Origin of the sequence: Eubacterium maltosivorans, assembly GCF_002441855.2 — a bacterium.
GTDB lineage: Bacteria > Bacillota > Clostridia > Eubacteriales > Eubacteriaceae > Eubacterium > Eubacterium maltosivorans.
This window is the reverse complement of record NZ_CP029487.1, coordinates 3,756,958-3,776,700: the sequence shown is the minus strand read 5'-3', so window position 1 is coordinate 3,776,700 and position 19,743 is coordinate 3,756,958. Positions and strand designations below refer to the sequence as shown.

The following is a 19,743-nucleotide window of genomic DNA, read 5'->3' as shown; positions in this document are numbered from 1 at the left end:
TTTCCATCTTGCTATAACAAAGTGGCAGGGGTAGCAGGACTCGAACCTACGCATGCCAGAGTCAAAGTCTGGTGCCTTACCGACTTGGCTATACCCCTGTAAAAAAATGGGGTGGACGAAGGGACTCGAACCCTCGACAACCAGAACCACAATCTGGCGCTCTACCAACTGAACTACGTCCACCAAGTTTAAAGGAAAAGATATGGCGCGCCAACAGGGATTCGAACCCCGGGCACACGGCTTAGAAGGCCGTTGCTCTATCCAACTGAGCTATTGGCGCAATTTTGCATAAATGGAGCGGGTGAAGGGAATCGGACCCTCGCGACTGGCTTGGAAGGCCAGGGCTCTACCACTGAGCTACACCCGCATACTGCTAAAATTTATTGTTGTCCGCATTGGTTAAAAAGTGTTGATATCGCCTTGCTCACAGCACTTTCTCGCTGAGGACAAGTGTTAGTATACTGCAAAAAAAGACGAATGTCAACACTTTTTTCACAAAAATGCATGAAAACATATGATTTTTTACAGCGCTCTATTTCACTCTGGCATAAGTGGAATAATCTCGCCGTCTGCACCTCCATCTTCAATGGTCAAAATACCAAAGGTTTTTTCTCCGCCAAAATGAGGAAGGGCTACACTGCCGGGATTTATCATTAAAAGGCAGTCGTCCTGGTCGATCATCGGGATATGTGTGTGGCCGAAAAGCACAATATCCGCGTTTTCCTCCAGTGCTTTATAGCGCAGGGTGCTGTACTCATTTTTGACATGGAGCGTGTGGCCGTGACAGGCCAGGATCACCTTGCCGCCCAGCTCGGTCTTGATAAAAAGATGTCCCTTCTGGGAATAGACATCCATATTGCCCTTGGCTGCAAACACCGGCACCGATGTCCAATGTTTGATCTGCAGGGCGTCGTCCACATAATCGCCCATATGAAAAATCGCCTCCACCTTGCCCATCTGGCTGACCGCGCGTTCCAGGTCGCCCAGATTGCCGTGGCTGTCACTGACTAATCCGATCCGCATGTTCCCTTCTCCTTTCTGCTACTGGTATTTCTCTAAAATCTGTTTTGCGCGCGCCACAGCTCTGGCACGGTGGCTGATATCATTCTTTTCCTCTGGTGCCATCTGCGCGTAGCTTTTGCCTGTCTCTTCCACGATAAAAAGCGGGTCGTAACCAAAGCCCTCTTCACCCATAAAATCAAAGGCGATCCTGCCTCTAACGGTCCCTCTGACGGTCAGCTCCTGGCCGTCCGGTAAAATCATGGCGATCGCACTGACAAATTCGGCACCGCGTTTTTCCTCAGGCACATCCTTCATGGCCTTTAAAAGCTTTTCATTGTTATCGCGGTAGGTCACATCCTCCCCTGCGTAGCGGGCGGAATAGATTCCTGGTGCGCCGTCCAATGCGTCCACCGACAGACCAGAGTCATCCCCCATAATGATCATTTCAGAATCCTTCACAAAAGGCTGAATAGCCCTCACCTTAATCAGGGCATTGTCCTCAAAGGTGTCGCCGTCCTCAATGATCTCAATGTCAATGCCCATGTCCTTCATGGTCTTTACTTCAAATTTATGATCCAGCATGGCCTTGATTTCCCGGGCCTTGTCTTTATTTCCGGTTGCAAGCACGATGGTTTTCATCATAGTCCCTTTCCGGGCGCTTAAAGTGTTCCCAGCGCCTCTTTTTGAATGTTAATCAGTTTATACACGCCGTCTTCTCCCAATGCCATGAGCTTCTGGAATTCATCCCGGGTAAAGGGGCGTTCCTCCCCAGTTCCCTGGATCTCCACGATCTCGCCTTTATCAGTCATGACAATGTTCATATCGACCTCTGCAGTAGAATCCTCCTCATAGCAGAGATCCATAATGGGCTCGTTCTGGTTGATACCGACACTGGTGGCGGCCACATATCCGTTAATTGGCCACTCATCAATGACCTCTTCCTCCATGAGCCATGTGACTGCGTCATACAGAGCCACAAAGGCACCGGTAATGGACGCGGTACGGGTGCCGCCGTCGGCCTGGATCACATCACAATCAATCCATATTGTCCGTTCCCCAAGCTTCTCCATATCAATCACAGAACGCAGGCTTCTGCCAATTAAGCGCTGGATTTCAACGGTTCTGCCGTCAATTTTGCCGCGGCTGCGGTCTCTTCCCTTACGAGAACCTGTGGAGCTTGGGAGCATTTCATATTCGGCGGTGACCCATCCTTTTTTTTCACCTCTTAAAAAGGGCGGTACCTTATCCTCCACCATGGCAGTACAGATAACCTTGGTATTTCCCACCTCGATGAGTACCGCGCCCTGGGCGTTTCTGGTAAAATGCCGGGTGATGCTCACCGGCCTCAGGCCGTCGTTACTTCTTCCGTCAATTCGATTCAAAATTCTCTCCTTTGTTAATCGCAACAACGGACGATCTGAGGACCGCCCGTTGTATTCTGTCATATTATTCAGCTTTCCAGTTTCCTGGCGACCAGCTCGCGGATAATCTTGTTGGCGACCTGTGGGTTTGCTTGTCCCTTGGTTGCCTTCATGACCTGGCCGGTCAGGAATCCGTAGGCCTTCTGATTCCCGGCTCCGATATCCTCGATGGATTTCGGGTTGTCTTCGATAATCTGGGCGATAATGCTTTCCAGCTCGCTGGTATCACTCATCTGAGCCCAGTTATTTTCTTCCACAATGGCCTTGGGGTTTTTGTCTTCTTCAAACATCTTCACCAGAACCTTTTTGCCGATAGTACCGCTGATGGTACCGTCCTTGATGAGCTTTAACAACTCAGCCAGCTGTGCCGGGGTAAAGGGAATGTTTTCCATCGACAGCTCTTTTTCCTTGAGCATAGCTGGAATATCCACCATCAGCCAGTTGGAAATCTGCTTGGGTTCGTCGTACAGCGCAACGGTTTCCTCAAAAAATTTCGCAGTCACCTTGGAGGCAGTCAGGACACCGGCGTCGTAGTCCGGCAGCTTGTACTCTGCCACATAGCGGGCACGTTTGGCTTCCGGCAGCTCTGGCAGCTCAGACTTGATCTGCTCAATGGTCTCATCGGTAATAACAATGGGCACCAGGTCTGGTTCCGGGAAATAGCGGTAGTCGTGGGCTTCTTCCTTGCTTCTCATGGAGGAGCTGACGCCCTTGACGTCGTCCCACTTGCGGGTTTCCTGGATAATGCGGTGTCCTTTTTTAAGCTCGATAATCTGGCGTTTGCTCTCGTACTGGACTGCGCGCACTAAAGCCCTGAAAGAGTTCAGATTCTTCATCTCTGTACGGGTTCCCAGCACATCACTGCCCTTTTCCTTGACAGAAAGGTTAACGTCGAAACGAATGGAGCCTTCTTCCATTTTACAGTCGGAAACGCCCACATATTCCAAAATATTACGGATTTTTTCCGCAAAAACCCGAGCTTCCTCGGCACCGCGGATATCCGGCTCAGTAACAATCTCGATGAGCGGCACGCCACAGCGGTTAACATCGACCAGGGTGCCATCTGCGGATTCATGGAGCAGCTTACCGGCGTCCTCCTCGATATGGATACGGGTAATGCCGATTTCCTTTTTTTCGCCTTCCACTTCAATATCCACAACCCCGCCGGTACAGATGGGCAGATCAAACTGAGAGGTCTGATAGGCCTTTGGCAGGTCAGGGTAAAAGTAATTTTTACGGTCCATTTTGCTGAAATTCGCAATATGGCAGTTCAGGGCCAGTCCGGCTCTCGTGGCATACTCAACGACCTTTTCATTGAGTACCGGCAGTACGCCGGGCATCCCAAGGCACACCGGGCAGGCATGTGTATTTTCATCTGCACCGAACTTGGTAGAGCAGGAGCAGAAAATTTTAGATTTTGTTGCTAACTCAGCATGGATTTCCATCCCGATGACAATATCATATTCCATCTTTATTCCTCCTTTGCCTATACAAGCTTTGGCTTCTGGTCTTTAAACGCGGTTTCACGTTCAAAGGCGTAAGCTGTCTGCAGAATCTTTTCTTCGCTCAGTACCGGTCCCAGCAGCTGCATACCGATAGGCATGCCGTCACTGTCAAAGCCGCAGGGGATTGAAATTCCCGGAATTCCGGCGATGTTCACCGGAACGGTATAAATATCGGTCAGGTACATTTCCAGCGGATTACCGGTCTTTTCGCCGATGCCAAAGGCGGTCTTGGCCGTGGTTGGCGTCAGCAGGACATCACAGGAATCAAAAACATTTTTGAAGTCATCCATGATCAGGGTACGAACCTGCATGGCTTTTTTATAATAAGCGTCGTAATAACCGGAGCTTAAGGCGTAGGTTCCCAGCATGATGCGGCGTTTGACCTCATCGCCAAAGCCCTGGGTTCTGGTTTTGCGGTACATGTCTACCAGGTCTGCGTATTCCTCGGCGCGGACACCATAACGGATACCGTCGTAGCGGGCCAGATTGGAGCTGGCTTCCGCGGAGGAGATCAGGTAATAGGCGGACAGAGCGTAATCCAGATACTCAAAGGAGACATCCACGATTTCTGCGCCCATGGCACGGTAGGTGTCAATGGCGCTTTCGATGGCTGTGCGCACCTCTGGCTGAAGGCCTTCGCCCATAAATGCCTGTGCCACGCCAATCTTCATGCCTTTGGCGCCATTCTTCAGGTTCTGTGTATAGTCCTTTTTATCAACCTTAAGGGAGGTTGAATCCTTGGGGTCATGGCCTGCAATGGCACTTAACACGATGGCGCAGTCCTCAACATCCTTGGTAAAGGGACCGATCTGGTCTAAGGAAGACGCGAAAGCCACCAGGCCATAGCGGGAAACCAGGCCGTAGGTCGGTTTCATGCCAACCACGCCGCAGAAGGCCGCTGGCTGGCGGATCGAACCACCGGTATCGGAGCCCAGTGAGTAGTAAGCCATATCGGAGGCCACCACCACTGCAGAGCCGCCGCTGGAGCCGCCGGGCACGCGTGTGAGATCCCAGGGGTTTTTGGTTACCTTGAAGGCGGAATTTTCTGTGGAGGAGCCCATGGCAAACTCATCCATATTGGCCTTTCCGAGCAAAATCCCCTTCTGGGCCAGCAGGCGGTCATAGACCTCTGCGTTGTAGGGCGGCACAAAATCGTCCAGAATTTTGGACGCACAGGTGGTCTGGATACCGTCGGTACACATATTGTCCTTTAAGGCGTAGGGAATGCCCTCGAGCACATCCTTCTTTCCTTCTTCTGCGATAAGCGCGTCCAGCTCCTCAGCCTCTTTCATGGCTGTCTCGGTTGTCAGGCAGAGATAGCCGTCAATTTTATCCTCTACTGCGTCGATACGATCGACCGCTGCCTGGGTGACCTCTTTGACGGAAACTTCTTTCTTTTCAATAAGCCCATTGATCTCATGGACAGTCAATTGTGATAATTCCAATTCGATCCTCCTATTCCAGAACTCTCGGCACTTTAAAGCAGCCGGCTTCTGATTCCGGCGCGTTGGCCAGGACTTTTTCAATTGGCAGTGAAGGCTTCACTTCATCTTTTCTAAAAACGTTCTGAACCGGCAGAATATGTTCTGTGGGTTTTACGTCTGATGTATCTAATTTATTCAAAGTCGCCGCATAATCAAGGACTGCGCCCAGCTCATCCGCCAGACGGTCCGTTTCCGTTTCGGTGAATTCAAGGCGGGCCAGATCCGCAACATAGGTAACTTCTTCTCTGGTAATACTCATGATTTCATTCCTTTCGGGTAAATTTTTCTCATTATATCATTATAATTCAAAACCCTTTAAATGTAAATTATTTTCAGTAAAATTCAACCCGCAGAAATTCAGCCCGTATCGCGGCGATACGGGCTGAACAAAGGTGGACGGTGGAACGTTGAAAGTGGAAGGTTCATGACCGGATTGAAAATGCGGTATTCTGCCGCATCAGGCTGTCAAAAAGTGGCGCAGCCCAAGACTGCGCCTTTTATCCAGATAACCAAAAAGGTCCAGGCGCTGCGGATAACGGCCAGGAATCGTGCCGCATAATAAGAATAGCCGGACATTGGCAAGAACCGCCTCTCTTTAACGCTTCAAATCTTCATGATAAAGTTTATCTACACCCTGAAAGGGTATCGCCACGATACCCCTTGGTTTTATTTTTATTCCAGGCCGACCATTTTTTTAAAGGCTTCCTCGTCAATAACGGGCACGTCCAGGCTCATGGCTTTCTCGGCCTTGGAGCCGGGGTTTTCTCCGGCCAGCACATAATCAGTTTTTTTGCTGACCGAGCCGGACACCTTGGCGCCGTGGCTCTCCAGGATCTCCTTGGCCTCACGGCGTCCCATGGTGGGCAGTGTGCCGGTCAGGACAAAGGTTTTCCCTGCGAGTTCTGCAGTGGCCCTGGCGGTATTTTCCGTCATGTTGACACCAGCCTCCCGCAGGCCGTCCACAATACGTCGGTTTGCATCGGTCTTGAAAAAATCCACAATTTCCACAGCCATTTTGCCGCCGATGTCATAAATTTCTGTCAGCTCCTCTTCGGAAGCCTCCATAAGGGCGTCCATGCTGCCAAAGTGGGAGGCCAGTATTTTGGCCCCATTGGCTCCTACCAGCGGAATTCCCAGGGCAAAAACCACCTTGGAGAGCGGCCTGCTTTTGGAATCCTCTATGGCGTTTATGAGGTTATCCACAGATTTTTCGCCCATTTTTTCGAGCCCGGTCAGGTCTTCCCGACGGTTAGAAACATGGTAGATATCCACAATGGTGTGGATCAATTCGTTATCCAGCAACTGTCTTACCACCGCCGGACCCATGCCGTCGATATTCATGGCATCTCTGGAGGCGAAATGAACAATCTTGCGAAATACCTGGGCCGGACAGTCCATGTTCAGGCACTTAGTTACTGCCTCACCGGGCACCCGGTAGGTTTTGGAGCCGCAGACCGGGCAATGGGTGGGCATGGTAAAAATGACCTCGGCGCCGGTGCGCTCCTCTGGAATGGAATGATCGACTTCGGGGATAACATCCCCGGCCTTCTGGATTACAACCTTGTCGCCAATCCGGATATCCTTGTCGATGATGTAGTCCTCGTTATGGAGGGTCGCCCGGGAGATCATGGAGCCTGCCAGCAGGACAGGCTCAAGCTCCGCCACAGGCGTCAGAGCGCCGGTACGGCCCACCTGCACCGTGATGTCCCGCACAGTGGTCACGGTCTGCTCGGGCGAGAACTTGTAAGCAATGGCCCAGCGGGGTGATTTGGAGGTGTCCCCCAGCCGCTCCCGCTCTGCCAGATTATTGACCTTGATGACCATGCCGTCAATCTCATAGGGCAGGGCCTCTCTTCCGCCATGTTCCATCTCCTCAATGTAGGTGATAATGTCCTCCATGCTGCTGTAAAGCTTCACCTCACTGGTTTTAAAACCGCAGTGTGTGAGGAAATCAAAGCTTTCCTTATGGGTCTCGAAGGTCCGGTTCTCGCAGTATTCCAGGTTAAATACAAAGATGTCCAGAGGCCTTTCGGCCGCCAGTTTAGGGTCAAGCTGGCGGATAGAGCCTGCGGCGGCGTTTCTGGGATTGGCGAACAGGGGCTCGCCCTGTTCCTCCCGCGCAGCGTTCAGCTGCTCAAAGTCCTCCTTATAGATCAGCACCTCCCCCCGGACCTCCAGGGTCACCGGCTCTGTGAGGCGCAGGGGAATGGTCTTGACCGTCTTCAGATTCTGGGTGACATTTTCGCCGGTCACGCCGTCGCCGCGGGTAGAGCCGCGGGCCAGCAGTCCGTTTTCGTAGTCTAACACAACGGTCAGGCCATCGAATTTATGCTCGACACAGTACTCCACATCGGGGTAGACCTTGCGGATACGGGTATCAAAGTCCCTCAGGTCCCCGGCGTTAAAAGCGTTGCTGAGGCTGAGCTTAGGCGTGGTGTAGTTCACTTTCTCAAAGGCCTCTGACGGCGCGCCGCCCACACGCTGGCTCGGCGAATCAGGTGTCAAAAACTGCGGATAGGCAGTCTCCAGACTGATGAGCTCCCGCATCATGCGGTCGTACTCGTAGTCTGGAATGACGGGCGCGTCCTTATCATAATAACGGACGTTGTTTTCCTCAATTTGTTTTTTAAGCTGGCTGATTTTGGCTTCAGCCTGTTTTAATTCTTCATTCATAAGTCATTGTCCTCAACGCAAAATTTAGACCTAGGCTTTTGTTACATAAGACGGGTCCAGTTTCTTTATACCCACTCCCGGGAATGCGATTGACACCTGGTTCGGTTTTACCTCGACAATGGTGCCGATGCCGAATTTTTTATGCTTGACCTTATCGCTGAGATTAAAGGCACCGGAGCTTTCCTCCTTGGCCTTTTTAGGCGCTGCGGATTTATAAACATTGGGTTTATGCTGCAAATGGTCGGAAAAACTGTATGTCTTTTTCTCAACCGAGGCTTCCTCGACAATCTCGTTGCGCTCGTATTTCTGGACATTCAGCTCCAGGCATTCCGGAGGCAGCTCCTTCAGGAAGCGGGACTGTATCTGGGGCTGGCGGCGTCCGTAAACGGTGCGTTCTGCCGCCCATGACATATACAACCGCTCCTTGGCGCGGGTGATGCCCACATAACAGATACGGCGTTCCTCTTCCATTTCCTCTGGATTGTCCATGGAGCGGCCGTGGGGGAAGATGCCCTCCTCCACGCCTGGCAGGAAGACCACAGGAAACTCGAGTCCCTTGGCATTGTGCAGGGTCATAAGCAGGATCTTCCCTTCCTCGCTGTCATACTTGTCGGTCTCGGCAGTCAGGGCGACTGTTTCCAGATAGGCGGTCAGGCTCTTGTCATCGCTGTTCTTTTCAAATTCCACAGCGGAGGAGATCAGCTCCTCGAGGTTTTCGATACGGCTCTCGCTGTGGTCCAGCTTTCCAAGCTCCAGCATCTCAAGATAGCCGGTATCCTTGATGACATGGTCGATGAGCTCACTGACTGAATCGGTTTCGCAGCGGTCCCGCAGCTCCTCCATAACCATGGCAAACTCGCGGACCTTGTTGCGCACACTGGAGCTGAGCTCCGGCACTTCCTCACAGTGATAGAAGGTCTCCATGAGGCTCCAGCCCTTAAACTCGGCAAATTCCCTGATTTTTTCCAGGGTGGCTGTGCCGATCCCGCGCTTGGGCACGTTCACGATGCGCATGAAGCCGATGTTGTCCAGTGGGTTGATGAGTACATGAAGATAGGAAATAATGTCCTTGATTTCCATACGTGAGTAGAAGCCTGTACCCCCGATGAGCTGGTAAGGCATGCCCTCACGCATGAAGGCCTCTTCAAAGAGACGGGACTGGGCATTGGTGCGGTAGAGCACTGCAAAATCACCATAGGTATAACCCTTATCGGCCCGGAGGTTCTCGATTTCCTGGGCTACAAAGCGGGCCTCGTCATAGCCCTGGTTAAAGGATGAGACAACGATTTTATCATCCCCGGGATTTCTGGTCCAGAGGTTTTTATCCTTACGGCCAGTATTGTTGGCGATCACCTTGTTGGCACAGTCCAGAATCACACTGGTGGAACGGTAATTTTCCTCCAGCTTGACCACCTTGGCGTCAGGATAGTCCTTTTCAAAGTCGAGGATATTGTTGATATCTGCTCCTCGCCACATATAAATACTCTGGTCGTCGTCACCGCACACGCACAGGTTGCGGTGTCCTGCTGCCAGCAGGTTGACCAGCTCGTACTGGCTGTGGTTCGTATCCTGGTATTCATCGACCAGGATGTACTTAAACCGGTTCTGGTATTGCTCCAAAATTTCGGGAAAGCCTTTAAACAGCACCAGGGTGTTATAGATGAGGTCATCGAAATCCATGGCGTTGTTCTTTTTCAGGGTGTCCTGGTATAGGCGGTAGTACTGCGCCACCTTCTCTGCCCTGAACTCGCCCGGATTATTCTTCAGGTAATCCTCCGGCGTCCAGAAATTATTTTTGGCTGTTGATATCTGACTCGATACATACTGGAACGGAAACATTTTATCATTAAAGTCCAGCTCCTTGATCAGGGTTTTGTAAAGGCGCTTCTGGTCGTCGGTATCATAGATGACAAAATTATCGCTGTAGCCCAGCCACTGGCTGTGGATACGCATGATGCGGGCGCACATGGCATGGAAAGTATACATCCAGATACGGTCGCTTTCCTCCACGTTCATGGCCGCGATACGCTCACGCATTTCGCCCGCCGCTTTATTGGTAAAGGTGATGGCCAGTATCTGTGAGGGCCAGGCCTTTTTACTCTCGATAATATATGCGATTCTGTGGATAATGGTCCGGGTTTTCCCGGAACCGGCACCGGCCAGAATCAAAACCGGCCCCTCGGTCGTTGCTGCCGCTTCCCTCTGCTGTTCATTCAGTCCGTCTAATAAACTCATTGTTCCTCCGCTTGTTCTCTCTAAAACAAAATATCGCCGTAGTAGATGCTTTTTAAGACCTTGTCCATTTCCTCACGGGTCATCGGCACCGGATTACGGGCGGTCGAGCCTTTCATGGAATTGTCCAGAAGGCTCTCATAATGGCTGTTAAAGTCTTCCTCGCTGATCCCCATCTCCCTGAAGGTTTTGGGGACGCCAAACCGGGCGTTAAAGCCCTCGATGGTATCGATAATATCGGCACCGATCACTCTTGACAGCTCATCCAGATCTGCCCTTACCGCCTCATCCCGGGCGTTGTATTTGAGCACATAGGGCAGGGCCACTGCGTTGAGCAGGCCGTGGCTGGTGCCAAAGCGTCCGCCAAAGGCATGGGCAATGCCGTGATCCATCCCCAGGCCGGAGTTCTGGAAGGCCATACCCGCCAGGCACTGGAAGTTGTGTACTTTCTGCCGGTTCTCAACGTCACCCTTTTCATAGGAAAGCGGCAGGTACGCACACAGTCCTTCCACCGCGCCCTTGGACATGAACTTGCAGAAATCGTCATTGTTCTTGTTGATATAGCTCTCAACCGCATGGGTCAGGGCGTCCATACCGGTTTCCACCATAACGTGTTTTGGCATGGACAGGGTCAGGTTGCCGTCGAGGATGGCGATGTCGGGGATAAACGCCGTGGTCTTCAGGCCCACCTTGATGTTTTCCTCTGTAAAGGTAATAACCGCTGCGCGGGTGACCTCGCTGGCAGTGCCAGAGGTGGACGGTGCGGCGATAAACTGAAGCTTCCTGCGCTCTGACGGCGCTTTTCCGCCGCGGATATCCTCCAGTGTAAGCTCTGGATATTCGCACATCAGGGTCATGACCTTGGTAGCGTCGATGGCGGAGCCGCCGCCCACTGCCATGACGGTGTCCGGATCAAAGGCCTTCATGGCCGCGAGGCCAGAGAGCACCTCGCCTGTGGTCGGATTGCCGCCAATCCCGCTGTACACTTCACAGGTTTTTCCCTGCTCCGCGAAAACCGCTCTGATATGGTCGATGGTTCCGTTTTTAAACATCGCGGACTTCCCAGTAACCACAAAGATCCGCTGTCCATCCAGATTCTTAATATAATCAATGGCGCCTGGTCCTGTAACCAGCTTACTGCCGTTAAACTTTAATTCTTTCATTCATTTGCCTCCTTTGGTCCTTCATAAGCCGGGAACACAATCATCATTTTGGTTCCCAGGTTTTCTTCACTTTCCACCCTGATCATGCCCTTGTGCTTCTGGACGATCCAGTAGGCAATGGACAGGCCCAGGCCTGTGCCGCCCTCTGCCCGGGAGCGCACCTTATCCACACGGTAGAAGCGCTGGAAGATTTTTTCCTGCTCCTCTTTTGAAATACCAATGCCCTTATCGGCCACACAGATCTCAATACCTTCCTCGATCCGCTCAGCCTGGACGACGATGGTTTTATTCCGCTCGTCAGCCCCCGGCTCGGTGTATTTGATGGCGTTGTCGATGAGGATAACCATGAGCTGGGTCAGCTGCTTTTCATCCCCCATCACGTTCAGTTCTTCCATAGGAACTTTGCTGAGGATCGTGATGGATTTCTGTGCGGCCATGGGGATAAACCGCTCGGTAACCTCCATGATCAGGTAGCTCATATCCACCGGCATGGGCTCAAAGTGCACGTCGCCGGAATCGGCTCTGGCCAGGAACATCAAATCCTCCACGATGTGGTGCATGCGCTTGGTTTCGTCATAGGCGTTATCCAGCCAGGTGGCCTGGCTTTCAACGGTTTCGTCGCCGCTGGCCTTCACCACCTCCAGATTGGTCTGGATAACAGCAATGGGCGTCCTGAGCTCATGGGACGCATCCGCGAGGAATTCCCGCTGCTGGTCCATGCTCTTTCGCACTGGCACCAGCGCCCTGCCGGACAGAAAATAACCGCACAGTAAGGAAAGGGTCGCGCCGGCCAGCACCACGATAAGGATCATCCGGACCGCATTCTTTAACACGCCACGCTCCGTATCCATATTTTTCATGGCCTGCACCACCCGCATTTCACCATCCTTACTGACGGTAACATAGGTACAGATTTTAAGATTGTTGTCGTCGGTCTCGTAGTCACTGATCAAATACTTGTCCCGGTTGCCGCTGAAATAGCGGTTAATAAGCCGGAAAAGCTGGTCCTGATTCAAGGGCTGGGACTCAGACTTGTCCACCACGTTAAACGCATCGTCCCAGATCGTAAAAGCGATGCTGTTGTGCACCAGAGTGTCTTTAAACTCCTGATAGCCCTTCTGGGTCTCTGGCGCAACCGCGCCGCCCTCCTGTTGTGTCTGGAGCTGCTCGACGTTGTTGGCCAGCTGAGAGCAGTAGATCTCAAGGTTATTGCTGACGCCGGACTCCATATCCATATTGATGGTTAAATAGAGCGAAACAGCGACAAATACCGACAATCCAATCAGGACCGCGGTATTCATCAGTGTCAGATTCAATCTTAATTTATTAAGGCTGAGCATTGTCCTCTTCCTTCAGCACATAGCCCAGACCACGGATCGTCTTGATAACAGTCCGGGATTTCTTCAGTTTTTTCCGCAGATAATGAACATAAATCTCGACAGAATTCTCCATGGCCATACTTTCAATCCCCCAGATCCGGTCAAGTATCTGTTCCTTTGAGATCGTCATACCCGGGTTTCTGATAAACATTTCCAGCAGCTGGGCCTCCTTAGAGGTCAGCTTGATGGGCGCGCCGTCTATGAGCAGCTCTCCGCTGTTGATATTCAGCGATAAATCGGAAAAGGTAATGGCATTGTCCTGGTAGACCTCCCAGGGACGCCTGCCCAGAGCGCGGATACGGGCCAGCAGTTCTTCGGTGACAAAGGGCTTGACGAGGTAATCGTCAGCGCCCATATCCAGGCCTTTTACCTTATCAGCAGTGCTGTCTTTTGCGGTCAGGAGCAGCACAGGCACGTTCTTACCGCGGTCGCGGATGGATTTGAGAATGTCCAGCCCGCTCATGCCTGGCAGCATAATGTCAAGGACAATAACATCATAGACATCGTTCTCGCTGAGCAGCTTTCCCTCGATGCCGTCGTGGACCACATCAACCAGGATTTTATTTTTTTCGAGGATTTTCCCAAGGGCGGTTGCCAGGGATACCTCGTCCTCTACCAGTAAAACGCGCATGTTTATTCACCCCGCTTGTCATCTTCCCAGTTCAGGGGCTTGAATTCGGGCTCGGGGGCCGCGTCTGCCGGTGCCGCCTGCGGCCGGGGCGTTTCAGGCTCGGTATTTATTTCCTGGGTTATGGGCTCTGCCGGCTGCTCGGCCAGAGTGCGGTCTACCTCCCGTTTACATTCGAGGAAGGTCTGCACTGCCCGCTCATAATTGTCCAGAAAATCGGTATCCGGCAGAATGTTTTTATCCATCAGATAGTAGATAAACAAGCCGATATAGTAGGTCTTTTCCGGTTCGATGGTCTTGAGGCTGGAATATTTGAAAAAGGCGGTCACCAGGTCGTCACCGGCTGCCAGGATATCGCCGCCGATGCGGACCCACTCCTTGGACAGTGTATCGATAAGAGAGGCCTTGAAATAGCACCACAGCAGCCCCTTTGCTATGCTCTCACCCATGATCTCCAGATTGTCCTGGAGCTCTCTGGCTCCATTTTTAAAGGCATCGAGAATCTTGGGCGCGTAGATGACATCTCCGGTGGCGTAGCGTTTGCGCAGGCCGCTCTTTTCGGGAATCAGCCGGTTCAGGAGAATATCATCCTGCCGCAGCTCCTTCTGGATCACATACCACTCGTCATACAGGCAGAAGGGCATGTAGCCAAAATCCCTGAACAGGTGGTCGGACACCCGCTTCACCTCCATGAGCTGCTCAGGATCGCCGTAGACGGCTTCCTCAACCTCGATGAAGTTTTCCATCTGGTAAAACATATTGTTGCGCTCAAAATAATGGCCAATGCCCATAATCAGCTTAACGTCACGGCTGAAGAACAGGATGCCGTCCAGCTCGTCGTCGTTTGGCACCTCGTCCTCCATTGGCAGCTGGAGGTACTGGCGGCCGTTATACATCATCTCGTTACAAGGGAAGTACAGGTCGTTGGGATAGTCGTCGGTATACATGAAAAACAACCGCTTGCTCTGGTCAAAGGCGACGATATAGCCTTTGGTCGTAAAGAAAGCCCAGCCTGTTTCCGGATCTTTTTTGCCGTATTTTACATGGAAGCCGTCTGCATACAGGCAGTTCTTGGCAATATACTCGGCGGCCTTTTCTTTGCTGTCGATGCCCATGAGCGCCAGATTGGCCGTGTACTTTTTCCAGAGCAGATCCACTGTCAGGCCGTCTGGGGCCTGAATGGGCGATTTACGTCCCTCGGGGTCATTTCTTATATTTTTCGCGATACAGAGCAGCACGCAGTCCAGATGAATGGTGTCGATGGCTTCATCAGGCTTCAGAGACTTCAGATCTCTCACAACTTTCTCGTTAATGATGTTCAGGGTGTCGCGTATGCGGCGCTCCTCTTTTTTGGTAGTCTTTGTATTAAAATTATCGATGGTTTTGGTGATGGTCTTTGCGTTCTCCACACCGTTCACATAACACTGGACATTTTTTCCCGGATCGCCGGTATAGAAAAGATTTTTAAAGTCGATCAGGTAATAATCCTCGGTCTGCTTCATTTCGTAGTCAATGACGGTTTCGTCCTTGATCATGACATAAAGCAGGGTTTTCTTTTCAATGCGCTCCATGATAAAACCCTTGCGGGAGAAAAAGGCGTTAACGTAGGTCCGCGGCACTTCCTCGCTGCAGTTCATGGACAGCTGTTCCATGTAAAGAGTATTCTGCATCATGTAGCTGACAAAGTTCTTGCTCTTGTCCAGCCCGTTGTTTTCAAGATTGTCAAAGAAGCCATAGAGCAGCACCTTGTAGACAATCTTGGCCATGTCGTTCTGTTTGTTAATGATCCGGTCGGTCCGGTTGATAATGGTCTGGTTCAGGCTGGTCTTGTCAGAAAAATAATTCGGTTCGATGACCAGCAGCGCTTCGACTGCCAGAAAGATCAAGGTGTCAATATCCACGGCTGCCATGTTGGTGGCGCGGTAATTTTCCTTGAGGTTTCCCATGACACGCTGGTACATTTCGTCGATCTGGCTGATGCCCTCCTTGATGGTTTTGTGGCATTCGCTGCAGAGCGCATCGTATTGTATGTTAATCCGCGAATTGTTTATTTTTAAAGAACGCTCAAAAAACCCCAGTTCTTTTCCGCATTTTTCACAACAATTCTTCATTAAAACACCCTTCCTTTCGATATAAAATAGATCTATTTATAAAAATCCTTCATCCACATCTAACACTTTGCATAATTCATTATAGTTTATCATAAAACCCTTAAATAATGTAGATAAAAAGCGGGGAAGATTTGGCCAAAGCACAAAAAACCAGAGAAACACACTCTCTGGTAGGAAAAATTATTTTCAAAAGGTATCGCCGCGATACGGGTCAGAAATAAAAAAACCATGGAATGTTCTTCCATGGTTTTGTTTTTTAAAAATGGTGCGAGGAAAGGGACTTGAACCCTCACTGGAGATAAGTTCCAACAGGCCCCTCAAACCTGCGCGTCTGCCAATTCCGCCATCCTCGCATAAATGCGGACCGATTGTATCACCGGTCCGTGACCTTATTTATTATAAACGGTCTTAGCTCATAATGCAAGCATTTTTTAATTTTTCTTTCATATAAAAATCAAGGCTGTTTTTGAGGTCGGCCAGCGTACCGTTATTATAGATAATGGTGTCTGCCAGCTCGATCTTTTTTTCATCCGGCATCTGTATCTCGATTTTCTTTTTTGCCAGGCTTTCGTCCACACCGTCCCGCTCCATAATGCGCTTAAGCCTTGTCTGGGCATCGGTCACCACCAGCAGGACCTCGTCCACCTCATCGCGCTGGCCAGCCTCGATGAGCAGCGGACAGTCGTAAATGACAAGCGGCTTCCCGTCCCGTTTCAGCATTTCCAGATTCGCGTAGTACAGATCCTTGATGGCCGGGTGCAGGATAGCGTTCAGCCGGTCCCTCACCGCGCTGTCGTCGCAGATGAGCTCCCCCATACGGCTGCGGTTCAGGCTGCCGTCGGGCAGGAGAACCTCACGGCCAAAGGCGGTCTCGATCTGGCGCATGCCGGGGCTGCCCGGCAGCACAGCTTCTCTGGAAAGCAGATCGGCGTCGATGACCGGCAGCTTATACTCCTCCCTGAAAATGGCGGAAACTGTCGATTTTCCCGAGGCGATGCCTCCGGTTAATCCGATAACTTTCATTGACTTGCTCCTTTTAGAAAGCGGACCCGTATCGCGGCGATACGGGTTCGCGCAACCGCTTCTATTTGACCGCGTACCAGGAATCCCCGGCGTGGGCATCCACAGTCAGAGGCACCTTGAGATCCACAGCATTTTCCATTTCCTCTACCAGCAGCTTCATGACGGTTTCCTGCTCGGTCTTGAGGGTGTCGATGATGAGCTCATCGTGCACCTGGAGGATCAGCTGGGATTTCAGCCCCTCGCGTTCAAGACGGTCGTAAACCTTGATCATGGCGATTTTGATGATGTCGGCGGCGGAGCCCTGGATCGGGGTATTCAGCGCCATGCGCTCACCGGCCTGCACCAGCATCCGGTTTCTGGAATTGATCTCGGTGATATAGCGTCTGCGCCCCCAGATGGTGGTCACATAACCCTTTTCCTTGGCCTCGGCCTTGATGTTCTCCATGTATTCCAGCACCTTGGGGTATCTGGAGAAATACAGATCGATATAGGACTGGGCTTCGCCCCGGGTGATGCCAAGGTCCTTGCCCAGGCTGAAGGCCTGCTTGCCATAGATCAAGCCGAAGTTGATGGCCTTGGCGTGGCTCCTCTGCTCTCTGCTCACCGCGTCCATGGGCACGTTAAAAATTTCGGAGGCGGTGCGGGTGTGGATGTCCTGGTTTTTCACAAAAGTGTCGATCAAGTTTTCATCCTCAGACAGGTGGGCCAGCACACGCAGCTCAATCTGGGAGTAGTCGGCATCAACCAGTACCCGGTCCTCGGCTGATGGCACAAATACCTTTCGAATTTCCCGGCCCATCTCCGTTTTGACAGGAATATTCTGAAGGTTAGGGTCGGAGGAGCTCAGACGCCCGGTAGCTGTAACCGTCTGGTTAAAGGTGGAGTAGATCTTGTGGGTTTTTGGGTCTACCAGCTTTATCAGGCCCTTGCCATAGGTGGAATCCAGCTTAGAGATCATGCGGTAGTCAATGATTTTCTGGATAATGGGGTGGAACAGCACCAGCTGGTCCAGCACCTCAGCGTTGGTGGAATAACCCGTCTTGGTCTTTTTGACCACTGGCAGCTTGAGCTTATCAAAGAGGATGGCGCCCAGCTGCTTGGTGGAATTGATATTAAAATCATCCTCCTCGGCCAGCTCGTAAATTTCCGAGGTCAGGGTCTCGATCTTTTTCTCAAATTCTACAGACAGCTCCTCAAGCTGGTGGATATCGACCTTAAAGCCCAGCTCCTCCATGGAAGCCATGATTTTGAGCAGGGGCAGCTCAATGTTCTGGAACAGGCCAGTCATACCGTCAGCTTCGATCTTTTCTGACAGGGGCTTTTCGAGACGGTGGATGACCTCGCAGTTTTTGACCATAAAGGCAGCCAGTCTGGCGCTGTCCATGTCCGCTGCGCTCACCAGGGTCTTGCCCTTGCCGAAGAAGTCTTCCTCGCTCTGGATGGTGTCGCCAAGGTATTTCATGGCAATGGTCTGGAGATCATAGCGCTGGTCGGACGGATTCAACAGATAGGCGCCGATGTAGGTGTCAAAGGTGTAGTTGACGATGACTGAGCACTGGCTGTGGTAAATATGTGTCAGATTTTTTAGGTCATGCCCGACGGTCTGCAGGCTGTCGGCCTCTGGAATTTCACCGAGGCCGCTGAAAAAGGCTGAAACCATGGCGGGCTTTTCCACAAAGTAGTACACACCGCCGATGTACGCCGCCACCCAGACGCGGTCGTCCTCGCGGTAGGCGTAAACCGTCAGCTTCAGCTCCCTGGCCAGGCGGTTCATGACCGTGATCATCTCGGTGGTGGTGCCGATGGTGGTGTACTGGATATCGCTGGCCGCCACTGGCGCGTCCCCCTCGCCGTCATCGGGCAGGATTTTATTGAGGATGGACTTGAATTCCAGGTCCCTGAGCATTTCGATGCTCTCCTCGGTAAAGATCGGCTTGAAAGCCAGATCCTCAAGGCTCAGGTCCAGTGGCACATCCAGGCAGATGGTGCCCAGAAAGCGGCTGGCAAAGGCGGATTCCTTACCGGTTTCCAGCTTTTCCTTCTGTTTTCCCTTGAGGTCGTCGATGTGCTCGTACAGCGTGTCGATATTGTGGTACTCCTTGATGAGCTTGATGGCAGTCTTTTCGCCTATGCCAGCCACACCGGGAATATTGTCGGACGGGTCACCCATAAGGGCTTTAACGTCGATGAGCTCCTTGGGCGTCACACCGTAGCGTTCCATGATGTAGGCGTCATCCACAGTGGCAAACTGGGTGCCGCTGCGGGTTGCCGTATAAAGCACGTTGACATAGTCGTCCACCAGTTGGAAGGAATCCTTATCCCCTGTGATAATCTGGGTCTTCGTCTCTCTGGCTTCTCCCTGCTTAGAGAGCGTGCCGATAATATCGTCGGCCTCGTAGCCCTCCTTTGTGATCATGGGAATCCCCATTTTGCCAAGCAGCTCCTTGAGCAGGTCCATCTGCACCTGCAGATCCTCGGGCATTTTGTCACGGCCGCCCTTATAGTCCTCGTACTCCTTATGCCTGAAGGTCGGGGCGCTCAGGTCAAAGGCCACTGCCAGATAATCCGGCTTGTACTCATTCTGGATTTTTACTAAGACGTTGACAAAGCCGTAGATGGCGTTTGTGGGAATGCCTTTGGAATTGGACATTTCGCGCACGCCGTAAAACATACGGTAAACCAGACTGTTTCCGTCAATTAAGATACTTTTTTTATTCACGTGAATCCTCCATGGATTTATTTTTGGTCGATAAGCCCGTATCGCGGCGATACGGGTTGAGGGGCAGGACGAAGCTTGGACTCTTTTCAAGGAGCACAGATTCCTCGGTAATTCTTTTTTCCCTTCAGGAAAATTTCCTCGTCCTCTGCGTTCGCTTCGTTGCCGGGCAACCGCTTACGCTCCTTTGCCCTGCCAAATTTCCCTTGGAAATTTGGACTCATTTTTTGGAGCACAGACTCCTCAGAAATTCTTTTTTCCCTTCAGGAAAATTTCCTCGTCCTCTGCGTTCGCTTCGTTGCCGGGCAACCGCTTACGCTCCTTTGCCCTGCCAAATTTCCCTTGGAAATTTGGACTCAGCTTCATTATACCAAAAGCGGCTTAAATGTACAGGGATTGGGGACTA

At 51.7% G+C, this 19,743-nt stretch carries 14 protein-coding genes and 5 tRNA genes; all 19 read right to left on the bottom strand.

Annotated elements, in window-relative coordinates:
- Nucleotides 1-22: 22 nt before the first annotated feature.
- The 19 genes from CPZ25_RS17480 to polA all read right to left on the bottom strand — a co-directional run bounded on the left by CPZ25_RS17480 (nt 23) and on the right by polA (nt 19,340).
- A tRNA-Gln gene (locus CPZ25_RS17480) sits at nt 23-98 on the bottom strand.
- A 9-nt stretch (nt 99-107) separates the two neighbouring features.
- Nucleotides 108-183, bottom strand: a tRNA-His gene (locus CPZ25_RS17475).
- 20 nt (nt 184-203) lie between these two features.
- Nucleotides 204-280 (bottom strand) — tRNA-Arg (locus CPZ25_RS17470).
- 13 nt (nt 281-293) lie between these two features.
- A tRNA-Gly gene (locus CPZ25_RS17465) sits at nt 294-367 on the bottom strand.
- 170 nt (nt 368-537) lie between these two features.
- On the bottom strand, nt 538-1,023 hold the full coding sequence (locus tag CPZ25_RS17460) for a metallophosphoesterase family protein (protein ID WP_058695616.1): 486 nt from the start codon (nt 1,021-1,023) through the stop codon (nt 538-540).
- Between the two features lie 18 nt (nt 1,024-1,041).
- A complete protein-coding gene (locus tag CPZ25_RS17455; protein WP_096920334.1) occupies nt 1,042-1,641 on the bottom strand; it encodes an XTP/dITP diphosphatase in 600 nt (199 codons plus the stop codon).
- Between the two features lie 20 nt (nt 1,642-1,661).
- The gene (gene rph, locus CPZ25_RS17450) at nt 1,662-2,384 is read right to left on the bottom strand and encodes a ribonuclease PH (protein ID WP_058695618.1); all 723 of its coding nucleotides are present in this window, start codon (nt 2,382-2,384) and stop codon (nt 1,662-1,664) included.
- A gap of 68 nt (nt 2,385-2,452) precedes the next feature.
- Entirely contained in the window at nt 2,453-3,892 is a 1,440-nt protein-coding gene (gene gatB / locus CPZ25_RS17445; protein ID WP_096920049.1) for an Asp-tRNA(Asn)/Glu-tRNA(Gln) amidotransferase subunit GatB, read from the bottom strand.
- A 17-nt stretch (nt 3,893-3,909) separates the two neighbouring features.
- Nucleotides 3,910-5,373 (bottom strand): Asp-tRNA(Asn)/Glu-tRNA(Gln) amidotransferase subunit GatA, encoded by a 1,464-nt coding sequence (gene gatA / locus CPZ25_RS17440; protein WP_096920050.1) that lies wholly within the window; start codon nt 5,371-5,373, stop codon nt 3,910-3,912.
- A gap of 10 nt (nt 5,374-5,383) precedes the next feature.
- On the bottom strand, nt 5,384-5,671 hold the full coding sequence (gene gatC / locus CPZ25_RS17435) for an Asp-tRNA(Asn)/Glu-tRNA(Gln) amidotransferase subunit GatC (protein WP_013379276.1): 288 nt from the start codon (nt 5,669-5,671) through the stop codon (nt 5,384-5,386).
- Between the two features lie 413 nt (nt 5,672-6,084).
- The gene (gene ligA / locus CPZ25_RS17430; RefSeq protein ID WP_096920051.1) at nt 6,085-8,085 is read right to left on the bottom strand and encodes an NAD-dependent DNA ligase LigA; all 2,001 of its coding nucleotides are present in this window, start codon (nt 8,083-8,085) and stop codon (nt 6,085-6,087) included.
- A 30-nt stretch (nt 8,086-8,115) separates the two neighbouring features.
- A complete protein-coding gene (gene pcrA / locus CPZ25_RS17425) occupies nt 8,116-10,320 on the bottom strand; it encodes a DNA helicase PcrA (protein ID WP_058695622.1) in 2,205 nt (734 codons plus the stop codon).
- Nucleotides 10,321-10,340: 20 nt separating this feature from the next.
- Nucleotides 10,341-11,480 (bottom strand): iron-containing alcohol dehydrogenase, encoded by a 1,140-nt coding sequence (locus CPZ25_RS17420; RefSeq protein ID WP_096920052.1) that lies wholly within the window; start codon nt 11,478-11,480, stop codon nt 10,341-10,343.
- On the bottom strand, nt 11,477-12,820 hold the full coding sequence (locus tag CPZ25_RS17415; RefSeq protein WP_096920053.1) for a sensor histidine kinase: 1,344 nt from the start codon (nt 12,818-12,820) through the stop codon (nt 11,477-11,479). The genes CPZ25_RS17420 and CPZ25_RS17415 overlap by 4 nt, the downstream gene beginning before the upstream one ends.
- Nucleotides 12,807-13,490, bottom strand: coding sequence for a response regulator transcription factor (locus CPZ25_RS17410; RefSeq protein WP_096920054.1), 684 nt, complete (start codon nt 13,488-13,490; stop codon nt 12,807-12,809). Before CPZ25_RS17410 ends, CPZ25_RS17415 begins: the two co-directional genes overlap by 14 nt.
- A gap of 2 nt (nt 13,491-13,492) precedes the next feature.
- Nucleotides 13,493-15,598, bottom strand: a complete 2,106-nt coding sequence (locus CPZ25_RS17405; RefSeq protein ID WP_058695626.1) for a hypothetical protein — start codon at nt 15,596-15,598, stop codon at nt 13,493-13,495.
- Nucleotides 15,599-15,861: 263 nt separating this feature from the next.
- A tRNA-Leu gene (locus CPZ25_RS17400) sits at nt 15,862-15,951 on the bottom strand.
- 55 nt (nt 15,952-16,006) lie between these two features.
- On the bottom strand, nt 16,007-16,621 hold the full coding sequence (coaE, locus tag CPZ25_RS17395) for a dephospho-CoA kinase (RefSeq protein WP_074618250.1): 615 nt from the start codon (nt 16,619-16,621) through the stop codon (nt 16,007-16,009).
- Between the two features lie 61 nt (nt 16,622-16,682).
- Nucleotides 16,683-19,340 (bottom strand): DNA polymerase I, encoded by a 2,658-nt coding sequence (gene polA / locus CPZ25_RS17390; protein ID WP_096920056.1) that lies wholly within the window; start codon nt 19,338-19,340, stop codon nt 16,683-16,685.
- Nucleotides 19,341-19,743 lie beyond the last annotated feature (403 nt).

Coding starts and splice junctions, on each gene's coding strand:
- CPZ25_RS17405 (WP_058695626.1), bottom strand. CDS start 15,598: ATGAAGAATTGTTGTGAAAAATGCGGAAAAGAACTGGGGTTTTTTGAG.
- CPZ25_RS17410 (WP_096920054.1), bottom strand. CDS start 13,490: ATGCGCGTTTTACTGGTAGAGGACGAGGTATCCCTGGCAACCGCCCTT.
- CPZ25_RS17460 (WP_058695616.1), bottom strand. CDS start 1,023: ATGCGGATCGGATTAGTCAGTGACAGCCACGGCAATCTGGGCGACCTG.
- CPZ25_RS17415 (WP_096920053.1), bottom strand. CDS start 12,820: ATGCTCAGCCTTAATAAATTAAGATTGAATCTGACACTGATGAATACC.
- gatC (WP_013379276.1), bottom strand. CDS start 5,671: ATGAGTATTACCAGAGAAGAAGTTACCTATGTTGCGGATCTGGCCCGC.
- gatB (WP_096920049.1), bottom strand. CDS start 3,892: ATGGAATATGATATTGTCATCGGGATGGAAATCCATGCTGAGTTAGCA.
- CPZ25_RS17420 (WP_096920052.1), bottom strand. CDS start 11,480: ATGAAAGAATTAAAGTTTAACGGCAGTAAGCTGGTTACAGGACCAGGC.
- ligA (WP_096920051.1), bottom strand. CDS start 8,085: ATGAATGAAGAATTAAAACAGGCTGAAGCCAAAATCAGCCAGCTTAAA.
- pcrA (WP_058695622.1), bottom strand. CDS start 10,320: ATGAGTTTATTAGACGGACTGAATGAACAGCAGAGGGAAGCGGCAGCA.
- CPZ25_RS17455 (WP_096920334.1), bottom strand. CDS start 1,641: ATGAAAACCATCGTGCTTGCAACCGGAAATAAAGACAAGGCCCGGGAA.
- coaE (WP_074618250.1), bottom strand. CDS start 16,621: ATGAAAGTTATCGGATTAACCGGAGGCATCGCCTCGGGAAAATCGACA.